The organism is Parasynechococcus sp. (assembly GCF_042954245.1).
GTDB lineage: Bacteria > Cyanobacteriota > Cyanobacteriia > PCC-6307 > Cyanobiaceae > Parasynechococcus.
Genome location: NZ_JBGKDP010000261.1, coordinates 1 through 23,575, shown reverse-complemented (window position 1 = coordinate 23,575; position 23,575 = coordinate 1). Strand labels below are relative to the sequence as shown.

Sequence of the window (23,575 nt, the reverse complement as noted above, 5' to 3'; positions counted from 1 at the left end):
CTTTCCGCAAGTCCTTCCACGTGGTGGTGGTGGCTTTCCTGGGCACGTCCCACGTCTTGTTCAAAGCCCAGCACCTGGGCGCGGTACTTGCAGAGCGAGCAGTTCATGGCGGTGTCTCCCCGCAAGACCTCTTCGACCCGTTCTCTGAAGGTGTCCACCACCAGGGTGTGGTCGCCCAGATAGCCTGCAGAGAGAAACTTCACCTCGGGATGATCGGCAGCCACCAGCGCGGTGTGTTGTCGGATTCGGCTCACCAGAACCCCTGAAAAGAGGAAATAGGGCACCACCACCACCCGGCGGAAGCCCAGCTTCACGGCGTGACGTAGCCCCGGTTCCACTAGAGGGAAGGTCACGCCCGAATACACCGTTTCTCCCCAGCCGAAACCAAATCCCTCCACCAACAGCCGCGTCACCTTGGCCACGTTGGAGTTGGCGTCTGGATCCGAAGAGCCTCGACCCACCACCACCAGCAGGGTTTTGGCCAGGGAAACGTCGTGCTTCGCCGCATCCAGGCACTCCTGAACGCGAGCTCCGGCGGCCGACACCATCAACCGGTCCACCCCCAGCTCCCGGCCGTAATCGATCGGTAAACCCGTTTCGGCCGTGTAGGTGTTCAGAACAGAGGGGATGTCGTTCTTGGCATGCCCTGCGGCGAAAAGCATGGCTGGTATGGCCAGCACCTTGGTGACGCCTTTTTGCCGGAGCGCTTCAAGACCATCGCGAAGGATGGGTCGGGCGAATTCCAGGTAGCCGTGCTCCACCGGCATGGGGGCGAGCCGAGGTCGCAGGGCGTCCACCATCTGGGCGAATTCTTCGACGGCCAATCGGTTGCGACTGCCGTGGCCGCAGATCAGAACGCCAAGGCGCTCGTTGCCGGTTTCCGCGTGCTGTTCGGCCAAAAGGTCGCTCTGCTGTTCCAATGGTTTGACGATATCGGTTGCATCGCAATGGATTCAGACCGTCCCGTTTTCTTCAATGCGCAGGCGGCTGATGCGAGGCGCTCCGGTCTGGTCTCCCCCCGACCAGAGGAGTTGGTGGCCTTGATTCAAAACTGGACCGGCCCCCGGCCGCTGCGTCTCTGTAGCGGGGGGACCACATCTCGCGCCGCCGTGGCCGACCACTGGACCCTGGACCTTCAAACTCATTTCCAACGTCTGGAGTGGCAGCCAGCGGATCAGTCGGTCTGGATTGGAGCGGGCTGCCGCATGGGAGAGGTGCTTGAGGCCTTGCTACCCCACGGCCGAACCGTGGCTGCTGGTTTGTCGGCTTTGCCTGGGCTTGGCTATGTGCTCACGGGCGGCATGGGGCCACTGAGTCGGCAGGTGGGGCTTGCTGTTGATCAAGTGCTCGAGATGCATGGGGTCTGGGGTGATGGCAGCCCCTTTGCGCTGTCTCGGGCTGCCGATGCTGGTTCGCTGGAGTGGAGAGGCCTCTGCGGTGCAGCGCCGTTTCTGGGGGTGGTGAGCGCGCTGCGCATGACCACTCACCCGCTCGTGCCGCTGTGGGTGCAGCAACGCGTGGTGTCTCCGGATCAACTGCCTGAGTTCATGCTCCAGGCGGAAGCGGCCGACTCGAGCGGCAGCCTGCAGTGGCATTGGGAAAGTGCTGACGCGGTGCAGTTGCTCCGGATTGCCGATGCCCCTTGGGCCGGTGCGGAGAAGATCGAAGGGTTGCATCAGCTCCCACCCTTGCGGGGATCGGCCACGATGCCTCCTCGATCTCATACGGAGGTGGTTGGCTTGCTGGGGCCGGCAGCTGCTGAGCTCTGGGGGCCCTTGATGCCGGATTTATGCCATTTGCTGCAGCATCGTCCTCATCCGCTCTCCAGCCTGGCCTGTCAGCAGCTTGGGGCGGCGACGCAACAGGTTGCCGTGGAGACCAGCTCGTTTGTGCACCGCAATGCCGAGTGGAAACCATGGGTCACGGCCGCCTGGACTCCGGGGGATGGCCCGGGCCAGAGGCGCAGCCTTGCTTGGTTGGAGGAGGTCTGGCAGGTCCTCCAGTCGGTCTGCCCTGGTGTGCATCTGGCTCAGTTTCATGACCATCTGCCCTTCCATCACAAGGAGTTGGAGGCAGCGTTCGGCCCCTGGTTGCCCGAGTTGCGAAAGCTGAAACAGCGCTTGGATCCAGCAGGCACCCTGCCGACGCTCTGATTTACGGTCGCCGCTAACCGGCATCCATTGATGGCCAAACGATCCAGCCCAACCCTGGCGAATCAGTGGTTGGGCAACCCCAGCAAAGACCTGCTCTCAGGTCTGGTGGTGGCTTTCGCAATGATCCCTGAGGCCATTGCCTTTTCGGGGATCGCTGGGGTGGATCCCAAAGTGGGTCTGTTCGGAGCGTTTTGCCTGTCGCTGACCATCGCCGTCGTGGGTGGTCGCATGGCCATGATCACCTCAGCCACGGGCTCCACGGCCCTGTTGATGACAGGGCTTGTGGCTACCGGTGAAGCCAGGGGGCCAGGCCTGGGTGTCCAGTACCTGATGGTGGCCGGGCTGGTGACGGGTCTGCTGCAGATCCTCTGGGGTTATTTGCGTCTTGCCTATCAGATGCGCTTTGTTCCCCAAGGCGTGTTGAGTGGCTTCGTCAATGCGCTGGCCTTGCTCATTTTTCAGGCCCAGCTGCCCCAGCTCGGTCTCAATCTTCACTTTGGAGATGGTGACCATAGGGCCTCGTCGTTACTCCCTCATGGCGGCCAGATCCCCGTCGTCTGGGGCTTGGTCCTCCTGGGCCTGGTGATTATTTATGGCCTTCCTCGGTTGACCCGGATGGTGCCTTCACAGCTGGTGGCCATCATTGTGTTGACCGCAATCAGTGTGGGATTCAGCTTCGACATCCCCACGGTCAGCAGCCTCGGCACCCTCCCTGCAGGTCTGCCCTCCTTCAGCCTTCCCTTTGGTGAAGGCGCAGTTCCCTTCAGCTTGGACACCCTTGGCTTAGTTCTCCCCACAGCCTTGGCCATCTCCCTGGTGGGTCTGATGGAAACCTTCCTGACCCAGGACATCCTCGACGACAAGACCGACACCACCACCAACAAAAACGTTGAGGCCAGGGGTCAAGGCATCGCCAACATCGTCTCGTCCCTGTTCGGTGGTATGGCCGGCTGTGCTCTGGTGGGTCAGTCCGTGATGAATGTGGACAATGGCGGTCGCACGCGACTCTCAACCCTGTTCTCGGGGGTGAGCCTGCTGGCGATGATCCTGCTGGCTGGGCCCTGGCTCAGACAAATTCCGATGGCGGCCCTGGTGGCCGTGATGATCAGCATCGCTGTCAGCACGGCTGACATCAATGGTCTGCGCAATCTGCGTCGCATCCCCAAGAGCGACACCTCGGTGATGCTGACGACCTTCGCCGTCACGATGCTCACCACCCCGCACAACCTCGCCCTTGGCCTGTTGGCTGGCGTGGCACTGGCAGGAATTCTGTTCAGCCGCAAGGTGGCCAAGGTGATTCAGGTGGAGTCTGTCGAGATCAGCGATCAGGAGCGGTTGTACCGCGTGCAAGGGCAGCTGTTTTTTGTGAGCAAGGTGTATTTCCTCCAGGGATTTGATCTTCACGACCATCCCGAGCGCATCACGATTGACCTCTCTCAGGCCCACATCTGGGACCAGAGCGGTGTAGCTGCGCTGGATCAGGTCATCCGCAAATACCGCAGCGGTGGATCTGTGGTCAGCGTGATTGGCCTGAACGAGGAAAGCCTTGATCTGTTTGAGCGGATCGGCGGTCAGGAATCAGCCCATGCATGAGCCTCCGCTTGGTTGGCAAGACAGGCGCTGAGGTCTTGGCGCATCGCCATGAGCCGCTGCAGAATCTGTATGTCCTCAGGGTTGGTCGCCACGTACCTCTCGGTGACGTCGTTGCTGATGCTCATCAACATGCAAAAGGTCTGAACATCACGTCCGGCCCGTTGCTGAGAACTCTCTAAAAGAAAGCCCAACAGCGCCATCTTGTTGTTGTACGTACCACGGTTCTGCTCGTCCCATGCGAGAGCACCGGGAGCAGTCGTTCCAGCGATCAGTCCGGCCAAAAGGCAGGCCCAGACCTTCATTGCAGCAAGGCTGATTGCCGTGAACGGAGGTCGGACGTGATTGATGTGCTCGGGATCTGGGACAATCTCACCCGATCCGTACCAACGCTGATGTTCCGATCCAGTTCGCGTGTTCTGATCGTTGCGTTGGCTGGCTTGTCCTCGTTACTGGCGTCCTGCGCGTCACTGGACAGTGCGGCTGGCTCGCGTCTTGATCTGGTAAAAGTGCGAGGGGAGTTGCTTTGCGGGGTGAGCGGCAAGATTCCAGGCTTCAGTTTTCTCAGCCCTGATGGGCATTACACCGGCCTGGATGTCGACATCTGCCGTGCCATGGCTGCTGCTTTTGTTGGCGATGCTGAAAAGGTTCAGTACCGGCCTCTAACCGCGCCCGAGAGGTTCACGGCCCTGCGATCGGGCGAGATCGATTTGTTGTCCCGCAACACCACCCATATCCTCAGCCGCGATGCGCTGGGAGGCAATGGGCTGCGCTTTGGGCCTGTGGTGTTCCATGACGGACAGGGCTTGATGGTGAACGCCTCCCGCGGAGTGCGTTCGCTGGCTGATCTGAGTGGGAAGTCCATTTGCGTGGGATCGGGTACCACAACTGAGCAAAACCTCAACGACGCCTTCGCCTCCCAGGGGCTTCCCTACACACCGATCAAATACCAAGACCTCAATCAGGTGGTCGGCGGCTACCTCCAGGGGCGCTGCGAAGCCATGACGTCTGATCGGTCGCAACTGGCGGCGGCGCGCTCAGGGTTCAGTGATCCCCAGGCGCATCAGATCCTTGACGATCGGATCAGCAAGGAGCCCCTGGCTCCAGCTGTGGTGGGGGGGGACCAGTCCATGGGTGATGCCATGACCTGGGTGGTCAACGCCCTGATCGAAGCCGAGGAACGGGGCATCACCCAAGAGAATGTGGACGCGGTGATGAAGCAAGCCGCAGCCGACCCCTCCAAGACCGCTCTGCGGCGCTTTCTAGGTGTGGATCCAGGCCTGGGTCGCAAACTCGGACTCGCTGATGACTTTGTCGTTCAGGTGATCCGTGCCACCGGCAATTACGGCGAGATCTACAACCGCCATCTCGGACCGGACAGTGCCGTGGCGATTCCCCGGGGGGCGAACCGCCTGGTCCGTGAAGGTGGTTTGATGATTTCCCCACCGTTCACCTGATGCGGCAGCATCGTCTCCTGATTCAGGTTGGTGTTGCTGCCGTTCTGATTGGCCTGCTGGCTCTGTTGGTCAACAATCTGGCCGTCAATCTGATCCGGACCGGCTTGGGACTGGGTTTTGGCTGGCTGGGTCGACCCGCTGGTTTTGCTCTGGCGGAAACAGCTCTCCCCTATGCCCCATCCGATAGCTACCTCTGGGCCCTGACCATCGGTTGGCTGAACAGCCTCAAGGTGATCGCGGCTGGTCTGGTGTTGACCACCGTTCTGGGTGTTGCTACTGGTGCAGCCCGCAGCAGCAACAACCGTCTGCTGCGCAGCCTGGCCGGGGGCTATGTGGCGTTGGTTCGTCAGGTTCCTCTGCTCCTGCAGTTGCTGTTCTGGTACTTCGTTGCCTTCCTTGGCCTTCCGTCGGTGTCGATCGGTGGGTTGATCCGGCTTTCGAATCAGGGCATTCAGCTGTTGGGTCTGAATCTCAGCGTTGAATTTTGTGCGGTTCTTGTTGGGCTCACGGTGTTCACGGGTGCGTCGATTGCAGAGATCGTGCGCGGTGGCATCAACGCGGTGCCATGGGGCCAGTGGGAGGCCTTCCGCAGCCTTGGACTTGGGGAAGGGCTTGGGCTGTGTCGCATTGTGTTGCCGCAGGCGCTGCCGGCGATTCTTCCTGCACTCACGAGCCAGTACCTCAATCTCGCCAAGAACAGCACCCTGGCGGTTGCCGTGGGCTACGCCGATCTCTACGCCGTCAGTGACACCACCATCACTCAAACCGGCCGCGCCATTGAAGGCTTCCTGTTGCTGTTGCTCAGCTTTCTGCTGCTGAATTTGTTGATCAGCGGCGGCATGGCTGCCTTCAACCGTGCCGTGTTGGGTCGTCTGAACAGGAGCCGCTGATGAACCGTTGGTTGGATCGTGGGATCACCCTGCTGCTCCTGGCTCTGCTCGGATGGGCTGGCTGGTCAATGCTGCATTGGCTGCTGGTTGCAGCCGACTGGTCTGTCGTGATCACAAATCTGCCGCTGTATGTGGTGGGCAGCTTTCCAGCGGATCAACGCTGGCGTCCGTTGCTGTGGATGGCTGCACTGATCACGCTCACGCTGCTGCCCCTCGTCGGTTCGAAGCGTGGCTGGGTTCGCCGTTGGTTGCCGTTGTTCTGGATCGTGATGGCACCGCTGGGGCTCTGGCTTTTGGCCGGAGGTTTAGGCTTGGTGCCAGTAGGGACGCGCAGCTGGGGTGGTCTCACGCTCACGCTGTTGCTCACGGGAGCCAGTGGTGCTTTGGCGCTTCCATTGGGGATCTTCCTGGCCCTCGGCCGGCGTAGTGATCTGCCGGTGCTGCGTTGGAGCAGCGCCGCCTACATCGAGTTGATGCGGGCTGTGCCGTTGATTGCGGTTTTGTTCTTTGGACAACTGCTGATTCCGTTGTTCCTGCCGCCAGGGCTTGAGATCAATCGGGTTCTGCGGGCGGTTGTAGCCTTCGCCTTGTTTGCAGCGGCGTACATCGCAGAGGATGTGCGCGGAGGGCTGCAGGCGATTTCGCCCACCCAGCGGGAAGCCGCAGCCGTGCTGGGTCTGTCGCCCCGTCAATCGCTGCAATTGGTGGTGCTGCCGCAGGCGCTGCGGGTTGCGCTTCCGTCGCTCACCAACCAGGCGGTGGGTCTGCTGCAAAACACAAGCCTGATGGCCATTCTCGGTTTGGTGGAATTACTGGGCATCAGTCGCAGCCTGTTGGCGAATCCAGCATTCATCGGCCGCTATCTGGAGGTCTATCTCTGGCTTGCTGCGATTTACTGGCTGGCGTGTACGGCCATGGCGCTGCTGGCCCGCCACCTGGAAGTTCAGCTTGACCCTGCCCACTCTGCCTCATGACTGTCGCCATTCGTGCCACTGATTTGGTCAAGAGCTATTCCCAAGGTGTTCGAGCTCTCGATGGCGTCAACCTTGAGGTGAACAGCGGCGAAGTACTTGTGGTGATGGGTCCTTCCGGGTCCGGCAAGAGCACGCTGATCCGTACGTTCAACGGTCTGGAGCCGCTGGATGGCGGAGCTCTTGATGTGCTTGGGGTTCCTTTGGATGCCATCCATGGGGAACGTCAGGTGCGGGCGATTCGCAAGCGCGTGGGGATGGTGTTTCAGCAGTTCAACCTGTTTCCTCATCTTTCCATCCTCGACAACATCACCCTTGCCCCGATCAAGGTGCAACAGCGTGTCAAGGCGGCTGCCGAGCAGCGGGCGATGGAGCTTCTTGACCAGATGGGAATTCGAGAGCAGGCCCATAAGTACCCGGCGCAGCTCAGTGGTGGTCAGCAGCAGCGGGTCGCGATCGCTCGTGCTCTGGCGTTGGATCCTGAGGTGATGCTGTTTGACGAGCCCACCAGCGCTTTGGATCCGGAGCGGGTGAAAGAAGTGTTGGATGCGATGCGCCAGTTGGCCAAAGGCGGCATGACGATGGTGGTGGTCACCCACGAACTGGGGTTTGCCCGTGAGGTGGCCGATCGGGTGATGTTCATGGATCGGGGCCAGGTGGTGGAGACCTCTGACCCAGAGACGTTCTTCAGCAATGCCAGGGAAGAACGCAGCCGCAGGTTCCTCAATCAGATGCAGCACTAAACGGCTTGCACAACCTCGTGCAGTGCTTCAGGCCGACTGTCGTTCTCTTCAAGCCTCAGTGGGCTTTCGTAGGCAGTCACGCTGATCAGCCAAAACGCCACAAAAGCGAGGATCAGCGCCAGTCTATGCATCCGAAAAAGGTGAGGACCACGTCGTGGATGGATAGGACGACTGAGCCCCCAACAGAAACGTATTGCTCAGGAACGAAGCGACGGTTGCCCTGAAGGATTTCAACTCTGTCGCTCCACTCCGACTCACCTTACCGAGCAATAATTGTGATGCTAGTCCCATCGTGGCTGCGGTAAGGTCTTGGTTGCTAAAAAAAGACCCTCCCGGTAGGAGAGGGCCTGGAAGAGGTTCAGCTTGAGGCGATGAATAAGTTGATCACTCGTCAACTTGGTCGGCAGCTTCGCTGTGCTCCGCAGCTGCACCCGTGGGGATAAGACGGATGGCTTTCTTACCAAGCTTGATCTCAAACTCGTCACCGGGTTCCAGATTCAGCATGGCGGTGTAGGCCTTGCCGATCAGCAGATTGCCGTTGCCCTGCACTTTGGCGATGTAGCTCAGCTTACGACCGCCTTTGCCAATCGCAGCACCACCGCTGCTCAGATTCACGCCCTTGGCCTCGAGCAGAGCCTCGTAGAAGGCTGTGAAGTTCAGGCGATCACCACCATCTTTCTTGTCAGAGACGTATCCGCAAGCTCTTACCAGATCGGATTTGGAAACATCTCCAAGTTCTTTGACCTTGGCAAGCAGATCGGAACCGGTCAGCATTTTAAATGCGTCTCAATGGATACATAGCTCATAGCTGATTGGCTGGCTGGATGTCAATCAATTGAGCTGAAATTGCCAAGGCTCAGTGGTTTGAAAGGTCGGTATCTAGGGATGCGTCTCTGTGGTCCGGCGTTTTAGACTACTCTCCTGCGATGAAGCTTCACGGGCTGATGTTGAGGCCTCCTCAGTGGTTTAAACCCCAGGACTGTCTGAGGGTTCGCAAACGATCGTGTACTCGACACGATCATCATCAGAACAGCAAAAATCGCCGTAGTAACGCTCAAGTTCATTGTAGGCAGCGTTGTAGCTGTCAAAGCGCTGCCGTGTCAGCCCATCCTCTGATTGATCACTGCGCACGATGCGATGGCGTGAAGCTGGTTGCATCAGCTGGATCCACGCGGCCGATCCGAAGTCAGATTAAGCCTGGGGCTGAGGCATCAGTCACCTCAGGTTTCTAGGGTCGAGTTGTCTGATGGAGGTGCCAATTCTTCGGTTTTTGCTGGAGCTTGTGTCCTCTCTTCTGATTGGGTTCTTGGCTGGTCGACGCCATGAAACCCTGTCCACCCGCTTGGCCTTCCTGCCTGACAAGGCTCTGCCCATCAGTGATTGGCTACGACCTCGGGGCGACACTGCTGGTCTGGAGCCTGGGCCCGCTGCTGATCGGGGGGCCGGTCAATGGTTCCCAACGGTTGCGAGGGGTGCTGAGCAGCGTGGCTGGGAGTCCGGCCACCCGAGGGCTCATAGGCGCTTTTCTGGTTCAGGTGACCCCATGGTCTGCGTCGGTGGCCGATGCGCTGTGGTGGCCTTCCCGCTGCGTGATCGTGCTGGCTCTGATGGTGATGGGCATGCGCCTGGGCAGCATTCATCGTCAGGGCATCGCGCCGGCGGCACGTCCTGTGCAGCTACTCAAGCCACTGGTGGCAAACTCCTGCTCTATCCGTTGCTCCTGTTGTTTCTGGCGTCTCTGTTGCAGTTCAAGCCTTTGATGGTTCAGGCGATTGCTTTGCAAAGAGCCGCGCCGACGGCAATCTCTCCTTTGCTGATTGCAGAGTCTGTGGGTGCTGATCAGGAGCGGGCCGTAGGGCTGGTGTTTTGGAGCACGTTGCTGGCCTTAATGACAGCGCCTGCATGGGGAGTGCTGCTGCGATCTCAGTTCTGAAAACGGCGAAAGGTGAGGTTGATGCGGGTGCTCTGTACTTTGCGCCGCTGAGGAACACTATGCATCCATCGGCTTTGACACCCCGGGTGCATCACCAGAAGGTCACCATCGGCCAATGGCAGAGACATTTTTAGGTGAGTAGTTTTGTGGTGGCGGAGCTGAAAATCCCGCGTCGCCCCTAGTGAAAGGGAGGCAATCGGAGCCCGCTGATCAATTTCTGGTTCGTCATCGGCGTGCCAACCCATGCGGTCATCGCCATGGCGATACAAATTGAGCAGGCATCCGTTGAAGTTGGTTTCACAGGCTTCATTTACCTGGTACAGCAATGGCTTGAACCATGCAGGCCAGCCACAGCCGCTGTGAATGGCACCGCTGTAGCGATAGTGAATTCCTTCATTGGCAAGAAACACCGTCATGCGGGGGACCGGGTGGCGCTTGCCATAGACCTGAACGACGGGCTGCTCCCACTGGAGCTGGTATTCAAGCTGTGTTTGCCAGTGCCTCGCAAGATCTGGCTTCAGCCACCCCTCATGCAGAGACCAGTCCGTTTCAGCTGCAGCTGGATGGATGGCCATTCGTGACGTCGGATGACGAGGTCGGTTCGATCCCGAGACTGTCCCATACATTCAGTGGCATGGGAGCTCGTATCACCCAAGACGAATTCCTCAAGCGCGCCGTACAGCGCTTTGGTGATCAATTCGATTACAGCTTGATCCGCTGGCGCAGTTACAAGAGTCCCGTTCAAATCCATTGCAACGCCCATCCGGTTCAACCGATCACGATCACACCGGAAAAGCATCTTCAAACCCTGGGTGGATGCCGCCATTGCCTTCGCGAGAGACGCATCACCTCGCTGGAGCGGGAACTCAATCGCAAATCAGCCGACCGTCCGGATGCCGTTGCTCCCGAGCCTTCGGCAAATCTGGAACCCACCCCGAAACGAAACGGTTGAGGTTTTTGCTGCAGCCAATCCTGATCACGCCTTCAGGCTGACCCGCTGATAGCAGAACCAGAGCCACTGTTGGAACAAAAGGTTCCGGTGGGACCGCCAGAGGGTCTGGGGTTGGGCTGCATCGAAATTTTCAGGCGGAGGAACATCTCCCCTGGCTCGGTCGCGTTCCATTTCTCCGAGGATCCGTCCCACGTTGTATTCAGGGTGGCCAAGGTGCATGAGCTGCCGCTGATCCGGAGTCTCGAAAATGGTGTAGCCCACCTGTTCGCCGTGGGCGAGCAAACGAAGACGTCCCTCCCGTTCGGCGGCTTCCATCGCGGCATCCGGCAGTCCGGCATGACGGCTTTGGGGGCAGACGAAATGGTCGTCTTGGGTCCCCATCAACGAATGCCCCGGAACAAGGCTGCGCATCGGGTAGATCCCGAACAGCTTCTGCGGGAACGCCACCTTGTCGACGCCCGCAAGGTAGGCGAGGGCGAAACCGGCCCAGCATAGGCCGAGGGTGCTGGCACAGGTGCTTCGCGCTGCCTCGATCAACTGGACCAGTTCGTTCCAGTAACTGACCTGTTCAAAGGGCAGGTGTTCCACGGGGGCACCGGTGATGATCAAGCCATCCAGGGGACCCTGGGACAAGGCTTCATCCCAGCTCACATAGAGCTGGTCGAGATGGTTCTGATCCCAACTCTTGTAGGCATGGGAGTTGAGTCGAATCCAAATCGGTTCGATCTGCAGCACCGGAAGGCCCAGCGGATGTAGCAGGTTGAACTCGTACTGCTTGCCCAGCGGCATGATGTTCAAAATGCCTATACGCAGGGGCCGGATGTCCTGGCGTTCGGCCTGTTCAGGCTCAATCCAGGAGATCCGATTGCGTTCAACCTCCGCGATTTTGTGGTAACTGCCAGGAAGGATCAGCGCCATGGGGGCTGGGTAGTCATTCAGCTGAGAACGGCGAGGGCCTGTTCGAAGTCGGCCTTGATGTCGTCGATGTGCTCGAGTCCGACGGAGACCCGCACCATCGTGGGGGTCACGCCAGCCGAGGCTTGTTCAGCCTCACTCAGTTGCTGGTGGGTCGTGGACGCGGGGTGAATTACCAGCGTTTTGGCATCGCCCACATTGGCCAGGTGGCTGGCCAGCTTGAGGCTGTCAATGAAGCGAACCGCATCGTCGTAGCCACCGTTGAGGGAGAACATCAGCATGCATCCCATGCCGCGGCCTGTCAGGTATTTCTTCGCCGCAGCGTTGTAAGGATCACTGGCCAGACCGGGGTAGCTCACATGGGCGATGGCGGGATGGGCCTGCAGCCAGGTGGCCAGGGCCATGGCGTTTTCGGTGTGGCGCTCAACGCGCAGGCTCAGGGTTTCCAGGCCCTGCAGCAGCAGGAAGCTGTTGAACGGACTGATGGCCGGCCCCCAATCCCGCAAGCCCTCCACTCGGGCCCGCAGCACGAAGGCGATGTTGCGGTCATCCGGCAGGCCCAGCATTTTGCAGACGTCACTGCCGAAGCCAAACGCATCCCAGTGCACCAAGCCGTGATAAGCCGCGCTGGGCTGGCTCATCAACGGGAACTTGCCATTACCCCAGTTAAAAGTGCCGGCGTCCACGATCACGCCCCCCAGGCTGGTTCCGTGGCCCCCGATCCACTTGGTGGCACTTTCAACCACCACATCAGCGCCGTGGTCAGTCGGTCGCAACAGAGCACCACAGGCCCCCAGGGTGTTGTCGACGATCAAGGGGATGCCTTTCTCTTTGGCAAGCGCTGAAAGCCCCTCAAAATCGGGAATGTTGAAGCGGGGATTTCCCATCGCTTCCACGTAGAGCGCTTTGGTGTTGTCGTCGATTTGTGCCGCAAAGCTCGCGACGTCATCGCCTTTGGCAAAACGCACGTCGATTCCCAATCGCGGGAACTGCACCTTGAACTGGTTGTAGGTGCCGCCGTATAGGTAAGACGTTGAAATAAAGTTGTCTCCCGCCTGCATGCAGTTGGTGATTGCCAGGAATTGAGCCGACTGCCCGGAGGCTGTCGCCAGTGCGGCCACCCCGCCTTCAAGGGCGGCGACGCGTTTTTCAAACACGTCGGTGGTGGGATTCATCAGGCGGGTGTAGATGTTCCCGAACTCCTTCAGACCGAAGAGGTTGGCTCCGTGTTCGGCGTCATTGAAGACGTAGGAGCTGGTCTGATAGATCGGAACCGCCCGCGCATTGGTTGCACTATCCGGTGACTGCCCGGCGTGCAGCTGCAGGGTCTCGAAGCGGTGAGACATGGTCTTCGGCGGGGGCCACTGCTCCAGTTCTAGTCGTCAGAGAGCTCAGGTTTGTCGGTTTCCGCCAAGGAAGGGAACGTGCTGCGGATCATCGCCTGGATGTCACGGTGCGCTTCGCTACGGAATCCAGCTACGCCATCAGCGCTGAGTAGGGGATAGGTGCGATCACTGGCATCCACCTCGCGCAGGTGTTTCCAGCGGTTGCTGCTGTCTTCCGCTTTCAGCGTAATCAGGGGCGCCTGGAAGTCGTAGGCCTTGGTGTTGCCGAGGGCGGCCACTTGAGCGGTGAGCTTTTCACGCAAGGGGCTGAGCGCTTTGGCCTTCAACGTATCGGGGAGACCGAGCACGGGCTCGTAGTGGTCGAGCAAACGAAGTTCGGCCTCAAGCAGCACCGGCCATGCTCCGCGTTCACCGTCGCTAAGGCCCATTCCCGCTTCGGCTTCGGTCATCGCATCGAGATGGAAGCGCAGCCAGCGGTAATAGGTCTTGTCTTTGATTGATTTCTTGGCGGCGGCCCGTCCAGTCACAGTCGCCGGCAGAGCTTTTTCGGCTTTGCGCAGGAACAGGCGATCCTCCCGCTCCAAATTCATGGCCCCCCAGCGTTGCCGGTATTCCCAGAGCTCGATGTAGCGAGCCACATCAGCCTCGGACCAGCCGAGACCCTTCAGTTCATCACCGCGATGGGAGGTTTCCTTGGACACCCGCTTCCTGGATCACGCCAGGTCTTAGCGTAGGTGTCGATGCTCACCGGTTTGGTGATCTGCTGGCGGGGTTGGCCTGCAGATGCTTCTTAACCGAGATGCGCTGGGGTTGGTTGTAACCCACCGGCAACCAAAGATCACCGTCCGCTGCATTGAGGTGGATCTCCCAGTGATACAAACCGGTGTAAGCCGCGGGGTCTTCCTTCATCAGTGAGGAATAGAGCAGCACGGCGCGGCCGTAGTAATCGCTGTTGTTGTAGCCCCAGAGGCCGCGGCGAATGTCCTGCAGTCCGCCTCGCTTGACCAGGTAACGCGCTGCTGCCTGGATGGCGTCGTGGGGATCGCGAATGTTCCCGGCACCAATCCCCGGTTCGGCCCAGGTGGTGGGCAGGAACTGCATCGGGCCCTGGGCATTGGCCACGGAGACGCCATCGATGCGTCCCATACCGGTTTCCACGAGATTCACGGCCGCCAGAACCTCCCATTCGATCCCTGTCGCCGCCTCGGCCTTGCGGTAATAGCTGAGCAGATTCGCCGCCGGTTCGGGCTGAATGATCCGCCAGGCGGGAAGCATCGTCGGTCCACGGCCGCGGCTCATGCGAACGAATTCGCGCCGTGCAGCCAGGTGGCGTTCGGCCACGCTGCGCCACCGCGGGGGTAACGCCTTAACGACCTGCTGAGATCTGGGTTGGTCTGTCGACAAGACCCGGTAGATCACCTGTTGTTGATGGCCGAGATCGGGCAGTGCCTCGGCCGGTGTGGCGGGATCCCTCAGTGCCTGTTCAACAGCCACCAGCAGTGCTGCCAGCTCGGCTGGCTCAGCTGGCACAAGGGGGTACTGCCGGCCGTCTTTCGTTTTCGGTTGGCTGGCTTGGGCAGGAAGCACCACTGGCTTGGAAACCACCGCTTCGGCTACGGCCCTAGGCTGTTTTAGTTTCAGCAACAGCCCTGTCAGCAGGCTTGCCGTGATGGCCGAGACAACCAGCACATTGCGGCTGTGCATGGTGAGGCAAGGGCGCTGTGTTGACCCTACCGGTGCAGTTCAGGCTGCAGAAAGGTGCTGCGGTCGTGAAAGTCCGCCTTGCGTCTGTGGCTGAGGGCCCAATGGCTCAGACCCTCCTGCCCACGGTCAATCACAGCCGTCAGTGCCAGGTCTGGGCAGACGCCTGGTGTCCACCACGGCTCCAACGCAATTCGGGCGTCGAGCCGCAGTTGGTGCACCCCGCGTTGTAGTCGCACCGTTGGGGGCGTGCTCAGCTCCTGCTGCGTTTGGCCACTGCGGTAGCCATCGAAGCGATAGACCGCCCAATCGCCATTGGCAGCCAGATTCACTTCCCAATAGCGCTGCTCTCCAGGGGCAGCGATGAATGCCTCAAAGCAGGTGGTGGTCCAGAGTTCATCTTTGCGCTGCCCCTGTTGGGGCCCATCGTTCAGCTCCGCCGGCAGCTTCAGGACGTCGATGCCCTTGGCCGCGCGGGCCAGAACCTCATAGCTGAATTCCAGCCAACCCTCGCGCCTCCACACCAGCTCGGCGCTGATCTGGACTCCTGATGGAATGGGCCGTTCAAAGGGAATCAGGCGGGAGGCCTGACAGAGCATCACGGCAGAACGCGCCATCTCAGAGGCTTGGGTTTTGCTGCTGCTTCAGCCGCGCAACCAGTTGCTCCAGGGCGTTGAATTGCTGCTCAATCGCTTCGGTAAGTCGGAAATGCACCAGGGCCCGTTGCAGGTTGTGCCCAGGTCGATCGCAGCGGAAATACACATCGCCCTTCAAATGATCCGTCAGGAAGCGCAGACCAAGCTCCAGGGGGATCAGGCGGATGCAGTGGGGCAGATAGTGCAGGTCCCAGTCACTCAGGAACCCACCAGCAACGGAGAGGTAGCCCGTGAGGATCGCCTCACAGAGCTCCATGTCGAAGCGCACGTCGTCGAGGCAAAGGGCTTCCTCGCCGGCTGGATTGCAGCAGGAGCGCACACAGTCGCCGATGTCGTAGTGAACGAGTCCCGGTTTGACGGTGTCCAGATCGATCAGGCCGATCGCCTGGCCACTGGCCTCATCGATCATCACGTTGTTGATCTTCGGGTCTCCGTGGATGGGACGGCGATGGAGTTCACCGCGTCTGAGCGCTGCTTCCAGCACATCGACGCTCTGGCGGCGCGCTTCGATGAACGTGCAGGCGTCACGCTCGGCAGGCCCTAGGCAGTCTGTGGCCGTGGCAACCGCATCGAAGCGTTGGAGGTAGGCCGGCGTGACATGGAAATTCTCGAGTGTGTCCGCCAGTTGATCGGTGGGCAGATCGGTGATCAGGTGGTGGAACATTCCCAGCCCGTACCCCACCTCTTGGGCGTGGGCACTGTTCCGGATGACATCGCTGGTGGTCGCCGCGTCGATGTAGGTGATGGAGCGCCAGAACTCTCCGTTCTGTTCGATCCAGGGGGAGGCCTCTCGCCGACAGGGAACCACCCTGGGCACTTCCCAGCGCCGCCCCTTCAGTTGTGGGGGTGGAGAGGCGAGACGGCGTTCCATGTGGTCGCCCAGGGCCTGCAGGTTCTGCATCACAAGGTCAGGCCGATCGAACACATTTGTGTTCAGGCGTTGCATGACGAAGGCGCCGCCCTGCCCTTCGTGTGTCACGAGGAAGGTTTCGTTGACGTTGCCCGAACCAAGGGAGCGGATGGCTTTGATCCCCTCGCGAGGATGGAAGCGATCGGCGATGGCTTCCAGGGCTTCCGTCATGAACGGTCTCATGGGTCTCATGGGGCACCTTGCCGCTCTTCCGGTGCTCTGCCCCGTTCAGGTGTGCAGAACCACAGCCGACTCAGGCCTCGAGTTGGCTTTCGATCACATCCATTAACTCCAGGTAGGCCGGTGTTCCGGTCTCATTGTTCTCGTCGAGAGCCATCTTGCTGCCCATGGCCTGGTTGGCGTTGTCGGCAATCACGGCATTCACCACAAGCTCGAGGGCTTTGGGCACATCGAGGTTCTGCAGCGCCTCGGCGTAGCGACGGCTGTGGCTGGGTCGCACGGATTCCTGGCAGTAGCTGGAGAGTTCCCGGCTTTCCGTCATCACCCGGTAAGCCGTCTCCTTCACGCCAGCACGCCCATAAATCGCCATGTACAGCAGGTTCACCATCGAGGCGTCGTTCGCCGGGATGGCGTACTTGCGGGCGATCTGAGGCCAGTAGCGCAGGGATTTAAGGCCTTCCAGTCCGCCTTTGCGCAGGCCTGCGGCTTCACACCACTGCTCCAACTCCTCCATGGAATGGGGGCAGCGGCCTTGATCGCGCATCGCCTCGGCCATCACTTGCCCCGCCTGAAAGTTGCGGGTGGGGCTGCCGGAGACAGGCAGCATCATGCTGCCGCGCACATCGGCCACCATGGCCGTGAGCTGGCTGAAGGTGTGGTCGCGCACCCGCTCAAAGCCGCCGTCGCGCACCAGAGTGGATTCAATCCTGGGGACGGCGTAGCCCAGCTCTGTGAGGGGAAAGGGCTGACGGTGGTAAAGCCGTTGGCGGTCGGGGCGTGCCATCGACACGGTAGCCGCCTGGTCCAGGCACTGGTTTAGCAGCAGGGTCAGCAGCGTTGGTAACACCCCGGGGTTGTCCTGATGGAAGCCATAGCCGAAGCCGGCGAACACCGAGGCCATGTTTTTGGCGGCCTTGATGAACTGCCCCTCCACGTTGTGAACACCGGCGGAGACCTGGATGTTCGGGGACAGTTGATCCATCAGTTGGGCCCCCAACATGGCCGTCAAGGCATTGGGATGGCAGAAGTTGGCTGTGAAGCTGTCGAAGGGGTTGCGCAGAGCCCCATGGCGGTGGAAGCCGGAGAAGAAGGCGAGCTCAGGCTGTTGTTCACACAGCGCATAGGCGCTGTTGCTGATTGGGTCATGGCTGAAGGATCCCGCCAGGCAGGCCAGCACCACTTGCTCCCGATGGAGCTCCTTCCGCAGGCGACAGGCTTCCTGGAGGTCTTCTTCGATGTGATTGCTGTTGGCGCTGAGCACCACGAGCTCACAACGCTCGATCAGGTCACTCAAGGTGTTGGCGACCAGATCATCGCCGCTGCGATAACCGCCCATACCAAGCACGGTTTCCACGTGCTCATCGTCCATCGTTGCAATCGTCTCTTTGGGGAACGCTCCCAGGAGGTCCCGGCCAGGGCGAGGGGCCAGCAGCAGACGCCCTTTGGCGTTCTGCATGGCGCAGTTGTAGGCCAGTGAGGCGGGATAGAGGCCGACGCTGTAGAACCCCACCTTGCCTGTCGAGAGCTCCTGCACCCGCCGGCGGATTGCGCTGGCGTCAAGGCTCTGATCGAAGAAGGAATTGCGCATGCCGGCAAGACTAAGCAGCGTTCCCGATGAGACTGCTCACAGCAGACAGATGCCACTCCCTTGGGTGATGCGGAGTTTCGTCAAGACGCGTGCTCTGAACTGACCTAACTCAATCTGTCTTGATTGCTGCAGATCATTTTTGAGGCCTGGGAAGCATCATCGATCAAGGCCGAAGATTGAATGCAAGCAAGAAAAGAAAATTCAATGTCAATGGAATGGCTCAAAGGCTCATGATCATTCTGTAATTCGGGTTAGATCGTGTTCGCTCATTGAGGGCCTGGATTTCTGGATAAGCCGAGAGATCTTCGTTGGGATAAAAAATTAGAAGGTAGACCAGGTATGCGTTGACTGCACAATCGGTGGCTGTTCAGTAATTCTCTACCAAAATTTTTTCTTGGTGTAGATGTCATTCAGGGTTCCTATCAGCCTTGGAAACTCACGCTCCTTATTGGAGGGAACGAATAAGGTGATCGCCAGTGTGGAGTTGGCGAAAAGAATCCACTGGTCGATCGAGGCGCATGTTACGGGATCATTGATCTCGTTGGCGTAATTTTCAGACAAATACTGAAGAATGGCACCCGACTCAAACAGCACCAAACCATTGCTGTCGTCTTTGAGGGCAGGCAATTTGCCGAACGGATTCACCTCCAAATAGCTCAGTGCAAAATCTTTACGAGCTGCTAGGTCAATGTTGACGTATTCATAGGGAATTTCTTTTTCTGACAAGTACCATTTCGGTATCGAAACGCGGGCTTGGGGCTGCCGTAAAGATAAAGCGTCATCACTAATTTTTAATTTTCTCCATGCTGTCCCTCGGGATTAACCGGTGCGGCTGAATTGCCGATGCTCTGGATTGTTCTAATGCAATGCCAACGATGGATGCCTTGATGGCGATCCAGTTGTGCTGGAAATTTTGTGTGCAAATCTGTTCTGCCGAAGTGCAAGAAAAAACATCTGGCTTGATAGCAGCCTGAGGCGGCTGTGCCGGTCTCATCCGGGCAGGCCCGGTTCAAACACGCTGTAGTGCGCCCAAACCATTGCCTACAGGCCTGTGACCAGCTGTGATTTGCTGATGGCGTACCGCTGGCCTGCGGCGGTTGTGTTGTCCAGCCTGGTTCTGGCGGTCACGGCCGCCAAGCTGTTGAGTCGGCCCATCCCCATCGCGATTAAGGGTGGATTGCAGGTCGACAAGTTGGTGCTTCCGCCCAGTGTCACCATCCGCTCCGTCATCCCTTTGCCGGTCGTGGTGCAGGCCCTGTGACCATCTGCGGGGACGCTCCTTTGGCGGTTGAAGGGTCCGTCTCCGTCACTGCTGATGATCCGCTTGCTGTACGAGCCGATGTGTCTGTCGACAACAAAATCACGATCGGCGGCAAGGTCGACATTCAGGGCAAGGTGAAGCCGACCTTGCTTCCGGTGCCGGGGCTCTGATCAGCGGTTGCGGGGGGCCTGGCCGTTGCCGACGGTCAGCCCCTGCTCCCAACGGTTGAGTTGCCGCAGTGCCAAGGCCGACACTGCGGCGGTCACCAAGCCGGTGCTGCTCCAGTCGCTGCCCTGCTCGATGCCTAAAAGAACGGCGGATCCCCAGAGCAGGGCCCAGGCCCAGGGGCGGGCCGCGCGAATCCGCGTCAGCGCCGACGAGCAGCCGCGGCAATGGATGGTGTGGCTGTCATACCGATCCATCAGCGCCGTGGTGGTTTGCCGTGGAGGAAGGGGTTGTCCTGCAAAGGGCTCGCCGCCGTTGGCGTTCAACCAGCGATGCAGCGCCGCCACGTAGACGTCTGCCGTTGTGGGCATGAAAAAACTGCGTTCCGCGGCGGGGCTGCCGCCGGCTCGCTCCAGCACCCGTTCCTGCCAGTGAAGCAACACCTGATCGTCTTCCAGCACCTTGTGATTGCCGATGTGCTGCAACCAGCGGGGACGCAATCCGATCAGCAGGCGGGGGATGGCGGATTGGAATTGGAAGGGGAAGCGGGCAAACAGCCGGCACTCGCCACGGCGAATCGGAACGGCGTAGACCACCGTGAGGATCCGCCCGAAGCCTTTGGTGGTGAGGTCATGCCACATCAGCTGAGGGGCATGAAAGCGGGTGGATTGGGCGCCGAGCTTGCCCCGACGCGGCCCCTCCTCCCAGTAGGCCGTGAAGCCGCTGGTGTCTTCCCCCGTGATTGAGGCCTCCACGGGCGCGGCGTTCTCCCGTTTGCCGACGGTCTTGTGGTGGGTGAAGGGAACGTGGCTCACATCCAGCACGTTCTCCAGCAGGGTGACGGCGTCCATCGGGAGGTCTCGGAAGGTGTCTTGCACCGTCCAGCTGTCGTGGTTTTCCTCCAGGGCTGGCACCAGGGGGAGTTGACTGGGGTCCGCGGCATCGGGGGTCCCCATCCAGACGAACAGCAGCCCCTGTCCCGTGGCTGTCGGTAGGCTGGCGCAGCGGGACCGACGGTTGTTGGGCTGGGTGTTGTCGAGAGCCTGCGGCAGGCGCTGGCACTGACCACCGCCGTCGAAACTCCAGCCGTGGTACGGGCATTCCAGCAGTCCTTCCTCGTTGATCCGCCCTTCGCTGAGGGGAACCAAACGATGGGGGCAGACGTCAGGGAAGACCCGCCAGCTCGATTCGGCGCGATCCCACCAGATCACCAGATCCCGCTCCAGCAGCGTGAACCGACTCGGTGCTTTGGGGTCGAGATCCTGCACATAGCTGATCGGCCACCACTGTTCGGTCCAGGTGGGGTGCATGGCAGGAGCATCAAGGCCGCCATGATCGCTGGGCGGATGGCTTAGCTGCGGTGTTTCGCTTGCCATCGGAGGTTCTGCCTGCCTCCCCCACTGGACTTCTTACGGGTTTGGAACTAATGAGTGGCGCGATGACATTGCATCGCTGTGCCTTCAGCTACAGCGACCTCCCTGAACCTCCATGCCCCGTTTGACGCCCGATCAGTTGCTGCAGGAGCTCACCGGTGCTGAAGACCTGCTGATCGTGCAGGACCTGGATGGCGTCTGCATGCAACTGGTGAAGGATCCACTGACGCGGCGCATGGATCCGTCCTATGTGGATGCGGTCGCCGCTCTGGATGGTCAATTCGCTGTGTTGACCAACGGTGAGCACGAAGGCCGGCGCGGGGTGAACCGCCTCGTGGAGCAAGCCCTGGGGAATCCCGATCTCGCCAAACGTGAGGGTCGTTATCTGCCGGGCCTGGCGGCTGGAGGGGTGCAGCTGCAGGATCGCTTTGGCGACTTGAGCCATCCCGGCGTCTCGCCGGCGGAAATGGCTTTCCTCGCTGCAGCCCCCACCCGGATGGAAGCTCTGCTGATGGAGCGGTTGCCGACCTTGCTGCTGCAGGTGGGTGTTGAGGATCTAGCCGAGGTAGCCAAAGCCGCGGTGTTGGACACACAGGTTTCACCGACCATCAATCTCAACGGGATTTTTGAACTCGTCCCCGCTGATGTCACTACTCAGCAGGCCCTGCAGACGATGCTGTCGGAGCTGATGCATCAGCTGCTTGCCGAGGGTGCTGATCAGGGACTAGAGGAATCGTTCTTCCTTCATGTGGCTCCCAACCTGGGTCATGATGCGCAAGGCCAGGAACGGATCAAGCCCGCCGCTGCAGGTGATGTGGGAACCACCGACATCCAATTCATGCTCACCGGTTCCATCAAGGAGGCCGGACTTCTGGTGCTGCTCAATCAGCACATCCAGCGCCGTTGGGGTGAATCTCCCTTGGGTGAGACGTTCAATGTGAGAACGGCTCCCCACGACTCCGAGGAGCTGTTGGCGTTGGTGAAGCAGCGCCTCCCTGCGCAACGGATGCCGTTGCTGGTGGGGGTGGGTGACACCGTTACCTCAACGGCATCGGCTGATGGCACGGGCTGGTTGCGGGGGGGGAGTGACCGCGGTTTCCTCAACCTGCTGCAGGACCTCGGTGCCTGGTGCGGTCAACCCAATCGCGTTGTTCTCGTTGACAGCAGCCATGGAGAAGTGGATCGCCCCAGCTATGCCGATGGCAGCTTGCAGGGTATCACCGATCCGGAGGATCCCCTGCATATTGACGCGCTCATGCCTGATGGCCCGGAACAGTACATCGCCTGGTTCCGTCAGCTCTCCGAGCGTCGCCGAGTGGGTTGATCAGCTGCTCTGCAGCGGGAGCATCCGTTTCTCCCGCCTGGATGCGTTCTGTCTGGAAGAATCAGCCTCATCCGCGTGAAGCTGGTGGCTGTTTTTGAGAGCGTTTTCCCGCCCCTGAAGCGCGGACAGCTCACAACGTTGCAGGTCAATCTCGGCTACCGCTGCAACCAGAGCTGTGCCCATTGCCATGTCAATGCAGGGCCCACCCGCACCGAGATGATGTCCGCGGATCTGCTGGCGTTGATTCCGCAGATCCTTGAACGGCATTCAATCTCCTGCCTCGATCTCACGGGGGGAGCACCGGAGTTGCACTCGGGTTTTCGCGCGTTGGTTCGCCAGGCACGCTCACGCGGCACCACCGTGATTGACCGCTGCAATCTCACGATCCTCAGTGAACCCGGCCAGGAAGATCTGGCTGAATTCCTGGTGGAGCAGGGGGTTTGTATCACCGCCTCCTTGCCCTGTTACAGCGCCGAGAACGTTGACCAACAGAGGGGCGATGGCGTGTTTGAGCGCAGCATCAGCGGGCTGCGCCAGCTCAACGCCCTGGGCTATGGAACAGGCGATCCAAACCGGCAGCTGGATCTCGTTTACAACCCGCTGGGTCCGGTTCTGCCCCCTCCCCAGCAAGCCTTGGAGGCGGATTACAAGAACGTCTTGGGCAGGTTGGGGATTCGCTTCGATCGTCTGCTGACGTTGGCGAACATGCCCATCCAACGTTTCGCCAAGCAACTGGAACGCAGTGGCGACTTGCAGCGCTACCAGACCCTCCTCGAGGACGCACACAATCCCCACAATCTTGGGGCTGTGATGTGCCGTCAGCTGATCAGTGTGGATTGGCAGGGTTATTTCTACGACTGTGATTTCAATCAGCAGCTTGGCTTGCCCTGCCCGGGGGAGGTCCGTCACCTTCGCGATCTGATCCGCCTTGAGGACGTTCCGCTGGATCAGCCCATCCATACGGCCCCGCATTGTTTTGGCTGCACCGCTGGCGCCGGATCAAGTTGTGGCGGCGCGCTTCAGGGCTGATCAGCGCGTTATGGGCCTAGTGGGTTGATGTGTGATGAGGCTATGCCGTTGCAACGCATTTGTTTTGCTGTCGCCGCGTTGATGCTCACGGCGACAACGGCCATAGCTGGATCGCATGGTAAGCCCAAGCAGGCAATGTTCAAGACGCAAGTTGAAGCTGAGGCGGCGGCCCCAGGCTTTGGCTGTACGGGTGCCCATCAGATGGGTGAGATGTGGATGGTCTGCGATAAGCACGGTGATGCAGGCCACCACGGGGCTCACTGATTCATGAGTGAAGGCGGGCACTGCGGCAGCAAGCCGAAGCGGATCGCGATTGGCGTGGCTCCCTTGGGCACCATCTCCATCGGCATCGTGCCGATGGGGGTCATCTGCATTGGGGTGGTGCCGATGGGGGTGGTCTCGATCGGTGTGGTGGCGATGGGTGTGATCAATGCCGCC

27 protein-coding genes are annotated in these 23,575 nt (G+C 60.1%); 14 read left to right on the top strand and 13 right to left on the bottom strand.

Features of this window, described 5'->3' with window-relative positions; genetic code table 11:
* The coding region (locus ACGVJ8_RS12105; RefSeq protein WP_392348433.1) for a sirohydrochlorin chelatase at nt 1–899 on the bottom strand (899 nt) is incomplete at its 3' end.
* Nucleotides 900–947: 48 nt separating this feature from the next.
* On the opposite strand from ACGVJ8_RS12105, the gene ACGVJ8_RS12100 reads away from it, so the two are divergent.
* Both ACGVJ8_RS12100 and ACGVJ8_RS12095 read left to right on the top strand, forming a co-directional pair.
* On the top strand, nt 948–2,153 hold the full coding sequence (locus ACGVJ8_RS12100; protein ID WP_392348431.1) for an FAD-binding oxidoreductase: 1,206 nt from the start codon (nt 948–950) through the stop codon (nt 2,151–2,153).
* A 30-nt stretch (nt 2,154–2,183) separates the two neighbouring features.
* Nucleotides 2,184–3,746 (top strand): SulP family inorganic anion transporter, encoded by a 1,563-nt coding sequence (locus tag ACGVJ8_RS12095; protein WP_392348429.1) that lies wholly within the window; start codon nt 2,184–2,186, stop codon nt 3,744–3,746.
* Here ACGVJ8_RS12095 and ACGVJ8_RS12090 read toward each other — a convergent pair.
* Nucleotides 3,725–4,048, bottom strand: coding sequence for a hypothetical protein (locus ACGVJ8_RS12090; protein ID WP_392348427.1), 324 nt, complete (start codon nt 4,046–4,048; stop codon nt 3,725–3,727). The two genes, ACGVJ8_RS12095 and ACGVJ8_RS12090, sit on opposite strands and share 22 nt — an antisense overlap.
* A 90-nt stretch (nt 4,049–4,138) precedes the next feature.
* On the opposite strand from ACGVJ8_RS12090, the gene ACGVJ8_RS12085 reads away from it, so the two are divergent.
* From ACGVJ8_RS12085 to ACGVJ8_RS12070, 4 genes are read left to right on the top strand one after another with little or no spacing between them, the layout of a single operon-like run.
* A complete protein-coding gene (locus ACGVJ8_RS12085) occupies nt 4,139–5,200 on the top strand; it encodes an amino acid ABC transporter substrate-binding protein (protein ID WP_392348425.1) in 1,062 nt (353 codons plus the stop codon).
* Nucleotides 5,200–6,090, top strand: coding sequence for an ABC transporter permease subunit (locus ACGVJ8_RS12080; RefSeq protein ID WP_392348423.1), 891 nt, complete (start codon nt 5,200–5,202; stop codon nt 6,088–6,090). Before ACGVJ8_RS12085 ends, ACGVJ8_RS12080 begins: the two co-directional genes overlap by 1 nt.
* Nucleotides 6,090–7,064 (top strand): amino acid ABC transporter permease, encoded by a 975-nt coding sequence (locus tag ACGVJ8_RS12075; protein WP_392348421.1) that lies wholly within the window; start codon nt 6,090–6,092, stop codon nt 7,062–7,064. The genes ACGVJ8_RS12080 and ACGVJ8_RS12075 overlap by 1 nt, the downstream gene beginning before the upstream one ends.
* Nucleotides 7,061–7,804, top strand: coding sequence for an amino acid ABC transporter ATP-binding protein (locus tag ACGVJ8_RS12070; protein WP_392348419.1), 744 nt, complete (start codon nt 7,061–7,063; stop codon nt 7,802–7,804). Before ACGVJ8_RS12075 ends, ACGVJ8_RS12070 begins: the two co-directional genes overlap by 4 nt.
* A 384-nt stretch (nt 7,805–8,188) precedes the next feature.
* Here ACGVJ8_RS12070 and ACGVJ8_RS12065 read toward each other — a convergent pair whose 3' ends face one another.
* Nucleotides 8,189–8,578 carry an AbrB family transcriptional regulator gene (locus tag ACGVJ8_RS12065; RefSeq protein WP_186497474.1) on the bottom strand — a complete coding sequence of 130 codons (390 nt, stop codon included), beginning with the start codon at nt 8,576–8,578 and terminating at the stop codon, nt 8,189–8,191.
* Between the two features lie 602 nt (nt 8,579–9,180).
* Between ACGVJ8_RS12065 and ACGVJ8_RS12060 the strand changes: the two genes are divergently transcribed.
* A complete protein-coding gene (locus ACGVJ8_RS12060) occupies nt 9,181–9,564 on the top strand; it encodes a hypothetical protein (protein WP_392348439.1) in 384 nt (127 codons plus the stop codon).
* Nucleotides 9,519–9,737 (top strand): AEC family transporter, encoded by a 219-nt coding sequence (locus ACGVJ8_RS12055; RefSeq protein ID WP_392348437.1) that lies wholly within the window; start codon nt 9,519–9,521, stop codon nt 9,735–9,737. Before ACGVJ8_RS12060 ends, ACGVJ8_RS12055 begins: the two co-directional genes overlap by 46 nt.
* Here ACGVJ8_RS12055 and ACGVJ8_RS12050 read toward each other — a convergent pair.
* Nucleotides 9,728–10,312, bottom strand: coding sequence for an alpha-ketoglutarate-dependent dioxygenase AlkB family protein (locus ACGVJ8_RS12050; RefSeq protein WP_392348417.1), 585 nt, complete (start codon nt 10,310–10,312; stop codon nt 9,728–9,730). The two genes, ACGVJ8_RS12055 and ACGVJ8_RS12050, sit on opposite strands and share 10 nt — an antisense overlap.
* 59 nt (nt 10,313–10,371) lie before the next feature.
* On the opposite strand from ACGVJ8_RS12050, the gene ACGVJ8_RS12045 reads away from it, so the two are divergent.
* Nucleotides 10,372–10,689, top strand: coding sequence for a hypothetical protein (locus ACGVJ8_RS12045; protein WP_392348415.1), 318 nt, complete (start codon nt 10,372–10,374; stop codon nt 10,687–10,689).
* Between the two features lie 24 nt (nt 10,690–10,713).
* On the opposite strand, the gene ACGVJ8_RS12040 is transcribed toward ACGVJ8_RS12045, so the two are convergent.
* The 8 genes from ACGVJ8_RS12040 to ACGVJ8_RS12005 form a co-directional block, all read right to left on the bottom strand.
* Nucleotides 10,714–11,607, bottom strand: a complete 894-nt coding sequence (locus ACGVJ8_RS12040) for a homoserine O-succinyltransferase (protein WP_392348413.1) — start codon at nt 11,605–11,607, stop codon at nt 10,714–10,716.
* 17 nt (nt 11,608–11,624) lie between these two features.
* Nucleotides 11,625–12,950, bottom strand: a complete 1,326-nt coding sequence (locus tag ACGVJ8_RS12035) for an O-acetylhomoserine aminocarboxypropyltransferase/cysteine synthase family protein (RefSeq protein WP_392348411.1) — start codon at nt 12,948–12,950, stop codon at nt 11,625–11,627.
* Nucleotides 12,951–12,979: 29 nt separating this feature from the next.
* Nucleotides 12,980–13,651, bottom strand: coding sequence for a hypothetical protein (locus ACGVJ8_RS12030; protein ID WP_392348409.1), 672 nt, complete (start codon nt 13,649–13,651; stop codon nt 12,980–12,982).
* A 43-nt stretch (nt 13,652–13,694) separates the two neighbouring features.
* Nucleotides 13,695–14,654 (bottom strand): transglycosylase SLT domain-containing protein, encoded by a 960-nt coding sequence (locus ACGVJ8_RS12025; protein ID WP_392348407.1) that lies wholly within the window; start codon nt 14,652–14,654, stop codon nt 13,695–13,697.
* A gap of 26 nt (nt 14,655–14,680) precedes the next feature.
* The gene (locus ACGVJ8_RS12020) at nt 14,681–15,268 is read right to left on the bottom strand and encodes a DOMON-like domain-containing protein (RefSeq protein WP_392348405.1); all 588 of its coding nucleotides are present in this window, start codon (nt 15,266–15,268) and stop codon (nt 14,681–14,683) included.
* Nucleotide 15,269: 1 nt separating this feature from the next.
* Entirely contained in the window at nt 15,270–16,388 is a 1,119-nt protein-coding gene (locus tag ACGVJ8_RS12015) for a phosphotransferase enzyme family protein (RefSeq protein ID WP_392348403.1), read from the bottom strand.
* 82 nt (nt 16,389–16,470) lie between these two features.
* Entirely contained in the window at nt 16,471–17,985 is a 1,515-nt protein-coding gene (locus ACGVJ8_RS12010) for a hypothetical protein (protein ID WP_392348401.1), read from the bottom strand.
* Between the two features lie 378 nt (nt 17,986–18,363).
* The gene (locus tag ACGVJ8_RS12005; protein ID WP_392348399.1) at nt 18,364–18,711 is read right to left on the bottom strand and encodes a glutathione S-transferase family protein; all 348 of its coding nucleotides are present in this window, start codon (nt 18,709–18,711) and stop codon (nt 18,364–18,366) included.
* A 346-nt stretch (nt 18,712–19,057) separates the two neighbouring features.
* Between ACGVJ8_RS12005 and ACGVJ8_RS12000 the strand changes: the two genes are divergently transcribed.
* Together ACGVJ8_RS12000 and ACGVJ8_RS11995 are read left to right on the top strand one after the other, a co-directional pair.
* Entirely contained in the window at nt 19,058–19,246 is a 189-nt protein-coding gene (locus ACGVJ8_RS12000) for a hypothetical protein (protein WP_392348397.1), read from the top strand.
* Nucleotides 19,243–19,416, top strand: a complete 174-nt coding sequence (locus tag ACGVJ8_RS11995) for a hypothetical protein (protein WP_392348395.1) — start codon at nt 19,243–19,245, stop codon at nt 19,414–19,416. The genes ACGVJ8_RS12000 and ACGVJ8_RS11995 overlap by 4 nt, the downstream gene beginning before the upstream one ends.
* Here the strand turns inward: ACGVJ8_RS11995 and ACGVJ8_RS11990 are convergent, their stop codons facing one another.
* Nucleotides 19,417–20,721, bottom strand: a complete 1,305-nt coding sequence (locus ACGVJ8_RS11990; protein ID WP_392348435.1) for a Rieske 2Fe-2S domain-containing protein — start codon at nt 20,719–20,721, stop codon at nt 19,417–19,419. It lies immediately after the preceding gene.
* A gap of 178 nt (nt 20,722–20,899) precedes the next feature.
* Between ACGVJ8_RS11990 and stpA the strand changes: the two genes are divergently transcribed.
* From stpA to ACGVJ8_RS11975, 3 genes are all read left to right on the top strand, one after another.
* The gene (stpA, locus tag ACGVJ8_RS11985; protein ID WP_392348393.1) at nt 20,900–22,108 is read left to right on the top strand and encodes a glucosylglycerol 3-phosphatase; all 1,209 of its coding nucleotides are present in this window, start codon (nt 20,900–20,902) and stop codon (nt 22,106–22,108) included.
* 75 nt (nt 22,109–22,183) lie between these two features.
* On the top strand, nt 22,184–23,137 hold the full coding sequence (gene arsS / locus ACGVJ8_RS11980) for an arsenosugar biosynthesis radical SAM (seleno)protein ArsS (protein WP_392348391.1): 954 nt from the start codon (nt 22,184–22,186) through the stop codon (nt 23,135–23,137).
* A 27-nt stretch (nt 23,138–23,164) separates the two neighbouring features.
* A complete protein-coding gene (locus ACGVJ8_RS11975; protein WP_392348389.1) occupies nt 23,165–23,401 on the top strand; it encodes a DUF3721 domain-containing protein in 237 nt (78 codons plus the stop codon).
* Nucleotides 23,402–23,575 lie beyond the last annotated feature (174 nt).

Excerpts from the sequence above, each read along its gene's own strand:
- ACGVJ8_RS12100 (WP_392348431.1), top strand. The coding sequence starts at position 948 with ATGGATTCAGACCGTCCCGTTTTCTTCAATGCGCAGGCGGCTGATGCG.
- ACGVJ8_RS12095 (WP_392348429.1), top strand. The coding sequence starts at position 2,184 with ATGGCCAAACGATCCAGCCCAACCCTGGCGAATCAGTGGTTGGGCAAC.
- ACGVJ8_RS12090 (WP_392348427.1), bottom strand. The coding sequence starts at position 4,048 with ATGAAGGTCTGGGCCTGCCTTTTGGCCGGACTGATCGCTGGAACGACT.
- ACGVJ8_RS12085 (WP_392348425.1), top strand. The coding sequence starts at position 4,139 with ATGTTCCGATCCAGTTCGCGTGTTCTGATCGTTGCGTTGGCTGGCTTG.
- ACGVJ8_RS12080 (WP_392348423.1), top strand. The coding sequence starts at position 5,200 with ATGCGGCAGCATCGTCTCCTGATTCAGGTTGGTGTTGCTGCCGTTCTG.
- ACGVJ8_RS12075 (WP_392348421.1), top strand. The coding sequence starts at position 6,090 with ATGAACCGTTGGTTGGATCGTGGGATCACCCTGCTGCTCCTGGCTCTG.
- ACGVJ8_RS12070 (WP_392348419.1), top strand. The coding sequence starts at position 7,061 with ATGACTGTCGCCATTCGTGCCACTGATTTGGTCAAGAGCTATTCCCAA.
- ACGVJ8_RS12065 (WP_186497474.1), bottom strand. The coding sequence starts at position 8,578 with ATGCTGACCGGTTCCGATCTGCTTGCCAAGGTCAAAGAACTTGGAGAT.
- ACGVJ8_RS12050 (WP_392348417.1), bottom strand. The coding sequence starts at position 10,312 with ATGGCCATCCATCCAGCTGCAGCTGAAACGGACTGGTCTCTGCATGAG.
- ACGVJ8_RS12045 (WP_392348415.1), top strand. The coding sequence starts at position 10,372 with ATGGGAGCTCGTATCACCCAAGACGAATTCCTCAAGCGCGCCGTACAG.
- ACGVJ8_RS12040 (WP_392348413.1), bottom strand. The coding sequence starts at position 11,607 with ATGGCGCTGATCCTTCCTGGCAGTTACCACAAAATCGCGGAGGTTGAA.
- ACGVJ8_RS12035 (WP_392348411.1), bottom strand. The coding sequence starts at position 12,950 with ATGTCTCACCGCTTCGAGACCCTGCAGCTGCACGCCGGGCAGTCACCG.
- ACGVJ8_RS12025 (WP_392348407.1), bottom strand. The coding sequence starts at position 14,654 with ATGCACAGCCGCAATGTGCTGGTTGTCTCGGCCATCACGGCAAGCCTG.
- ACGVJ8_RS12020 (WP_392348405.1), bottom strand. The coding sequence starts at position 15,268 with ATGGCGCGTTCTGCCGTGATGCTCTGTCAGGCCTCCCGCCTGATTCCC.
- ACGVJ8_RS12015 (WP_392348403.1), bottom strand. The coding sequence starts at position 16,388 with ATGACGGAAGCCCTGGAAGCCATCGCCGATCGCTTCCATCCTCGCGAG.
- ACGVJ8_RS12010 (WP_392348401.1), bottom strand. The coding sequence starts at position 17,985 with ATGCGCAATTCCTTCTTCGATCAGAGCCTTGACGCCAGCGCAATCCGC.
- ACGVJ8_RS12000 (WP_392348397.1), top strand. The coding sequence starts at position 19,058 with ATGGCGTACCGCTGGCCTGCGGCGGTTGTGTTGTCCAGCCTGGTTCTG.
- ACGVJ8_RS11990 (WP_392348435.1), bottom strand. The coding sequence starts at position 20,721 with ATGCACCCCACCTGGACCGAACAGTGGTGGCCGATCAGCTATGTGCAG.
- stpA (WP_392348393.1), top strand. The coding sequence starts at position 20,900 with ATGCCCCGTTTGACGCCCGATCAGTTGCTGCAGGAGCTCACCGGTGCT.
- ACGVJ8_RS11975 (WP_392348389.1), top strand. The coding sequence starts at position 23,165 with ATGTGTGATGAGGCTATGCCGTTGCAACGCATTTGTTTTGCTGTCGCC.